Origin of the sequence: Myxococcus llanfairpwllgwyngyllgogerychwyrndrobwllllantysiliogogogochensis, assembly GCF_006636215.1 — a bacterium.
GTDB lineage: Bacteria > Myxococcota > Myxococcia > Myxococcales > Myxococcaceae > Myxococcus > Myxococcus llanfairpwllgwyngyllgogerychwyrndrobwllllantysiliogogogochensis.
In genome coordinates, this window is sequence record NZ_VIFM01000428.1 from 1 (window position 1) to 5,914 (window position 5,914).

Genomic DNA, 5,914 nt, shown 5'->3' on the forward strand with positions numbered 1-5,914 from the left:
CCCACCACCAGCAACGACACCACCCACCCACCGCGCCACGACATGCCGCCCCCTACAGGAAAGACTGGGAGGGAGGGTGTGTCGCCAAGTCCCCGGTGCAAAGTGGCCCCAAGACCCACCTTGCTCGCCTGCTTGGAGTGACAGCGTGTGCGGTGTGACTTGCACCGTTGCTTCAGGCGGGAGGGAGTCTGTGCACTCCCTGCGCGGGACGCATGACCCGCGAGCGTTTCTCCCCCCGCCACGCCCGCGTTCAGGCTCCGGCTCCGCTGGGAGTCGTGGCGCGGGGCGCGAGCCTGTTGCCCGCGCCCCGCGCCCTCCAGGACTCAACCAGCGAGGCGCTTCGCTCGGAGTAGGAGTCCCGACACGCTACATGCAGGTCGGAAACTCCTCGCAGATGCAGTGCGGGCCAAGCTGGAAACATCGATAGAAACAAGAACAGCCCTCATCGTCGCACTGGTTTTGACACGCCTCCGCGCCAGCCTCGGCCTGCGCCGGGTGGAGTACGCCCAATGCACCTCCGGCCACGACTCCCACGACAAAGACCCACTTCTGGAATCCCTTGCGCATGACAAGCCTTTCGATGGGAACGGCACGCCAAAGATAACACCACGCATCCCCGCGTATCCACGGGGGAAACCTGTCATCCAGCAGACAAAGAACGAGCCATGTGCGACGGCTCATACCCCTGTATTGGATTGGCAATACCCACCCAACCCGTGACACATCGAGCCAACTACGTATGATCCACTACACCGGAATGAATGACTTTCCGTTGGGTTTCTGGCACAGTCTCAATACGACGTTGAGGAAGCTCGTAACAGGCTTCCGGTAGCGAGGGGGGTCGACCGGTTTCACGCGCATGGATTTGCCGCCACGGCATCAGTTGCCGTCCTCCCCATACAGACGGATGTGACACAGCCGTACGGGGTGCCCCCGTGAACACGGGAGTGCGCCGTGCGCAGGAAGGGCTCTTGCCTCGCGACGTGAGGGGCGGAGTTGACGAACCCGCAGAGGGAGGAGTCGTCCATGCCGGCAGCTCTCAGTTATCCGGGCGTCTATATCGAGGAAGTTCCCAGTGGGGTCCGCACCATCACCGGGGTTCCCACATCGATTACCGCCTTCGTGGGACGCGCGCAGCGCGGGCCGGTGAACGAGCCGGTCATCTGCAACGGGTACGGCGACTTCGAGCGCTCCTTCGGAAGCCTGTGGGAAGACAGCTCGATGAGCTACGCCGTCCGCGACTTCTTCCTCAATGGAGGCGGTCAGGCCGTCATCGTCCGGCTGGACAACGGCGGTGAGACGGCGGAGCTGAACCTCACCAACTCCGGCAACACGACGCTGGTGGCCGCGAACCCGGGCGCCTGGGGCGGCAAGCTCAGCGTGGTGGTGGACCACAACACGAAGAAGGACCCCGGCAACCCGCCCGCCGACGCGCTGCTCTTCAACCTCACCATCACCGACACGGGCACCCGCGCGGTGGAGAAGTTCATCAACCTCTCCATCGACCCGGCCAGTCCCCGCTACTTCCCCACCGTGCTGGAGCAGGGCTCCGCCCTCGTCCGGGTGGGCACGCTGCCCAACCCCGCCGTGCGCCCCGAGGAAGGCACGAAGACGCCCGCACCCGCGGACCAGGGCACGGATGGCGCCACGCTGACCATCACCCAGTTCACCACCGGCCCGAACCTGCGCACCAACAAGGAGGGGCTGTACGCGCTGGAGAAGGTGGATGTCTTCAACCTGCTGTGCATCTCCCCGCACGCGCTGGACGGAGACATCGAGCCGGGGCTGGCGACGGACGCGGCGGCCTACTGCGAGGAGCGGCGCGCCGTCTTCATCGCGGACCCGCCCGTGGCCTGGGACAGCGTCGCGGACGCGGTCTCCGGCTTCAACAGCAGCAGCCTGCGCAGCAAGAACGCGGCCCTCTACTTCCCGCGACTGGTCCAGGCCAACCCGCTGCGTGAGAACCAGTTGGAGATCTTCGCTCCCTGCGGCGCGGTGGCCGGAGTCATCGCCCGCACGGACACCCAGCGGGGCGTGTGGAAGGCTCCCGCGGGCCTGGACTCGCTCCTGACGGGCGTGCCGAAGCTGAGCGTGCCCCTCACGGACCAGGAGAACGGCCAGCTCAACCCGCTGGGCGTCAACTGCCTGCGCTCGCTGCCTGCCGCGGGCCGCGTGCTGTGGGGCGCGCGCACCACGCGCGGCAATGACCTGCTGGCCGACGAGTGGAAGTACCTGCCGGTGCGCCGGCTGGCGCTCTACATCGAGGAGAGCCTCTTCCGGGGCATCCAGTGGGTCGTCTTCGAGCCCAACGACGAGCCGCTCTGGTCGCAGATCCGCCTCAACGTGGGCGCCTTCATGCAGAACCTCTTCCGGCAGGGGGCCTTCCAGGGCCAGTCGCCCCGCGATGCGTACTTCGTCAAGTGCGACAAGGAGACCACCACGCAGAACGACATCAACCTCGGCGTGGTCAACATCGTCGTGGGCTTCGCGCCGCTCAAGCCGGCCGAGTTCGTCGTCCTCAAGCTCCAGCAGATGGCCGGCCAGGTCGCGGCGTAAAGGAGACCCATTCCATGGCTCAGTTCAGCGTCAACGCTCTGCGGTTCGACCCGTACAAGAACTTCAAGTTCCGCGTGAAGTGGGATGGCCGCTACGTCGCGGGGGTCAGCAAGGTGGGCGCGCTCAAGCGCACCACGGAGGTCGTCAAGCACCGCGAGGGTGGCGACCCCAGCAGCAGCCGCAAGTCCCCGGGCCGCAGCGAGTACGAGGCCCTCACCCTGGAGCGCGGCGTCACCCACGACACCGAGTTCGAGCGGTGGGCCAACAAGGTCTGGAACTACGGCTCCGGCCTGGGCGCCGAGGTGTCCCTCAAGGACTTCCGCAAGGACATCATCCTGGAGGTCTACAACGAGGCCGGACAGCTCGCCATCTCCTACAAACTCTTCCGCTGCTGGGTGTCGGAGTACCAGGCGATGCCGGACCTGGATGCCAACGCCAACGCGGTGGCCATCCAGACGCTCAAGTTGGAGAACGAGGGCTGGGAGCGCGACTACGACATCGCCGAGCCCACCGAGCCCAGCTTCAACGAGCCCAACCCCTGACCCGCTGAGGCTCCATGCGCTCGCTGACGGCTTCTGAGCTGCTGGGCGCATGGGAGGCGGGCCACCCGCACTCCGCGCCAGGACGCGCGCTCGCGCTCCTGTGCGCCGCGTGGCCGGAGCGGAGTCCGGGAGAGCTGGCGCGGCTCCCGGTCGGCGTCCGGGACTCGCTGCTGTTGGCGGCGCGGGAAGGCACGTTCGGCTCCGCGCTCGTGGGGCTGGTGTCGTGTCCGCCGTGCGGCGAGCAGGTGGAGCTGGCCTTCGAGGTGGGTGACATCCAGGTGCCGCAGGGCGCTCCTCCGCCGGAGGTGCTGGAGGTGGAGCACGCGGGCCACGCGGTGCGGTTCCGGTTGCCGGACAGCCGGGACCTGGCGGCGCTCGCGGCGGGACGAGGCGGCGCGGGGCGAGAGGGCGTGCTGGCGCGGTGTGTGGTGGAGGCACATCGGGAGGGGGCACACGTGGACACAAGGGCGCTGCCGGAGGACGTGATTCGCGCCATCGCCGACGCGATGGAGGCCGCGGACCCGCAGGCCCGGGTGGAGCTGTCCACCACGTGTCCCGCCTGCGGGCACCACTGGTTCGCGGCGTTCGACATCGCCGAGTTCTTCTGGAGGGAAGTGGAGGCGTGGGCCCAGCGCACCCTGCGCGACGTGCACACGCTGGCAAGACAGTACGGCTGGTCCGAGGAGCACATCCTGGGGATGAGCCCGTGGAAGCGGCAGCGCTACCTGGAGCTTGCGGGGACATGAGCGACTACTTGAGCCATCTGGTGGCACGTCAGTACCGCCCCACCGAGGGTGTCCGGCCGCGCATCACCTCGTACTTCGCACCCGAGGCGCAGGCCGTGGAGCGAGACGAGGCGTCCCTCGTCCGCGTTGACACGGAGCACGAGCAACCCGGCGCCCTGCCCCGCGCCCCCATCGGTCCAGTCCGGCCCCGACGCGAACCTTGGAGCGTGGTGGGGCAAACTCTCTCGGAAGCGCGGAGCACGGGCGGCCCGGGGCCCGTCGAGATTCCTGGCACCGTCGAGCCGGGAAGCTTCCCGCGTGGTGGGACACGGGGCGCATTGAGCCAGGTGCTCGACACGTCTCGCCGCGCGCCAGGTTCAGGGCCCGACGAGGCACAGGCAGAGGGGATGGGCCCACGCGAGAGGAGCTTCCCCAGTCCCACCAGAGTCGCGGCGGCGCCCCACGGGCGCGTCGACGAGGCACCGGGCCGCACGGGGCAGGCGGCACCGAAGGGCGCCCCCTCTCTCCCGTTCGAGTCACGCGCGAGTTCGCTCGCGACTCCCACCAGCTCCGTCATCCAGCGCAGCGGCATCGCTCATGGGGACTCGCCCGCGCGCGAGGCGTCGCCTCTCACCGAGGGACTCGTTGCGGGTGCGGCACCGCGCACGGACCTTCGCCCCGTGGCGGCGGCGACACCCGGGGCCGTGGCTCCGACGAGGAGCCCTGACGCATTCGCCGCGGTGCAGGTGGAGCACGCGAGGGACGGACAGGGGGCTGTCGCGCGGCCCTCCAGCGTACCGGCGGAGTCATCGGTGGAGGAGGGGCGCTCGCGCACCTTCACGACTTCGGAGCAGGGTCCGTTCGACGCGCGACCTGTCACGTCGGCGGTGGGGCGTGCCCGGGCGTTGAGCGTGGCGCTGGAGACGTCGGCGCCCGCTCCGTCCGCGCGGTCCTCCACGGGGACGACGCGGCAGGAGTCGGCCGAGAGTCCGGCTTCGAGGAACACGTCGCAGGCCCCGGCGGAACCGGTCATCCAGGTCACCATCGGCCGCATCGAGGTCCGCGCGGTGACGCCCGCCGCGCCCGCCAGGAGCGCGCCCACGCGGCCCTCCCCGTCGCCGTCGCTCGAGGAGTACCTCGCGCGCCGCAACGGAGGTGGACGGTGAGCAACTCCCTCTCCATCGCCACGGTGACGGCGACGCTCCGCACGCTCCTCTTCAACCACCTCCAGGTGGACACCCCGGACGTCGCGGTGACGACGCTGCCTCCGGACAAGGCGCGGGCCCGCGACGCCACCCACCACCAGCTCAACCTCTTCCTCTTCCAGGTGAGCCACGACGTCTCGTTGCGCAACATGGAGTTCCCGCCGAAGTCGAAGCCCGGCGAGTCCGGCTTCCCGCCCCTCGCCCTGCGCTTGACCTACGTGCTCACGCCCTACGCGCCGTCCGACGACGACGTGGAGAGCCACAAGCTGCTGGGCAAGGCGATGAACGTCCTCCACGACCATCCGCTGCTCGGGTCCGAGGAGCTGCGCGTCGCGGTGCCCGGCAATGACCTGTACCGACAGGTTGAACGCGTGCGCATCACCTCGGAGCCGCTTTCGCTGGAGGAACTCTCCAAGCTCTGGACCATGTTCCAGACGCAGTACCGCGTGTCCGTCGTCTACCAGGCCTCCGTGGTGCTCATCGAGAGCACGCGCCCGCACCGCGCGCCCCTGCCCGTGCTGCGTCCGGTGCTGACCGTCCTGCCCGACACGCTGCCGCCCTTTCCACTCCTCGAAGCCGTCACGCCGCCGCAGCAACAGGCGAGCGCGCGGCTGGGGGACGTGCTGGTCCTCACCGGGCAGTACCTCGCCGGGGGCACCGTGGGGGTGCGCTTCTCCCATCCGCTCTGGACCGCGCCGGTGACCCGGCCCGCCACGGACGTCACGGCCTCGCGACTGACGGTGGCCATTCCGAACGACGCTGTCGGCTGGCCCTCGGGCACCTATGGGGTGTCCGTGGTCATCACCGATGCGAACAACGTGGAGCACACCACCTCCGCGCTGCCGCTGACGCTCGCGCCCCGCCTCACCTCCATCACCCCCAACCC

5 protein-coding genes are annotated in these 5,914 nt (G+C 69.1%); all 5 read left to right on the forward strand.

The features are described from left to right. Positions 1–1,026 precede the first annotated feature (1,026 nt). Positions 1,027–2,556, forward strand: coding sequence for a phage tail sheath family protein (locus tag FJV41_RS47530; protein WP_141649250.1), 1,530 nt, complete (start codon positions 1,027–1,029; stop codon positions 2,554–2,556). A 14-nt stretch (positions 2,557–2,570) separates the two neighbouring features. Further along, positions 2,571–3,098 carry a phage tail protein gene (locus FJV41_RS47535; protein WP_141649251.1) on the forward strand — a complete coding sequence of 176 codons (528 nt, stop codon included), beginning with the start codon at positions 2,571–2,573 and terminating at the stop codon, positions 3,096–3,098. Positions 3,099–3,112: 14 nt separating this feature from the next. Beyond that, on the forward strand, positions 3,113–3,844 hold the full coding sequence (locus FJV41_RS47540) for a T4 family baseplate hub assembly chaperone (RefSeq protein ID WP_141649252.1): 732 nt from the start codon (positions 3,113–3,115) through the stop codon (positions 3,842–3,844). Continuing rightward, a complete protein-coding gene (locus FJV41_RS47545) occupies positions 3,841–4,989 on the forward strand; it encodes a hypothetical protein (protein WP_141649253.1) in 1,149 nt (382 codons plus the stop codon). Before FJV41_RS47540 ends, FJV41_RS47545 begins: the two co-directional genes overlap by 4 nt. After that, positions 4,986–5,914, forward strand: a 929-nt coding sequence (locus FJV41_RS47550) for a Pvc16 family protein (protein ID WP_141649254.1), incomplete at its 3' end; no start/stop codon positions are given. The genes FJV41_RS47545 and FJV41_RS47550, both read left to right, overlap by 4 nt.